We start from the raw sequence: 465 nt of genomic DNA, 5'->3' as shown, positions 1-465 counted from the left end.
GCAACAAGACTGGACGCGACCACCTTTGTGACACCCGCCATGGCCCGGCAGAACAACGGTGTTGATTGCGGCGTCTTCGTGGTGGACGGCACGCGCGCGCTGGTTCAGAGATTGGCGAACGAAGAGCGGCCAGTCCCGCAGCTGCCGCTGCACCTCGACTATCTCGTCGCCGACCGGCAGGCGCTGCAAAACCGACTGAGGCAGGGCCGCTTGCCGCACGAGCTTGCCGCAATCCCTGCGGAAGCCTTGGGAGCAGCCGGGTCGCAGGTGCAACACGCCGTATTCCAAGAGCAGCAAGCCCGACAAGTCGCGCCAGCGCCGTTTGACCAGCACTTGGGCCAGACGCGCGAGGCCCCTAACGAGCTGCCGAGCCCACCTGACGGCAGCAACCGCGTGAACAGCGGGGGCGTCATCATCAACGACGAACATTACACAGCGCTGTTGAGACCGGCGAAGAGGCAGAGG

General features: G+C 65.2%; 1 pseudogene. It reads left to right on the top strand.

Annotated features, from left to right (window positions below):
- Positions 1–465, top strand: a pseudogene (locus AC0L26_RS31995) (Ulp1 family isopeptidase); the annotation flags it as partial.

The organism is Mesorhizobium sp. WSM4823, from assembly GCF_055811195.1.
The sequence above is the reverse complement of the archived record's forward strand: the minus strand, read 5'-3'. Positions and strand labels throughout refer to the sequence as shown.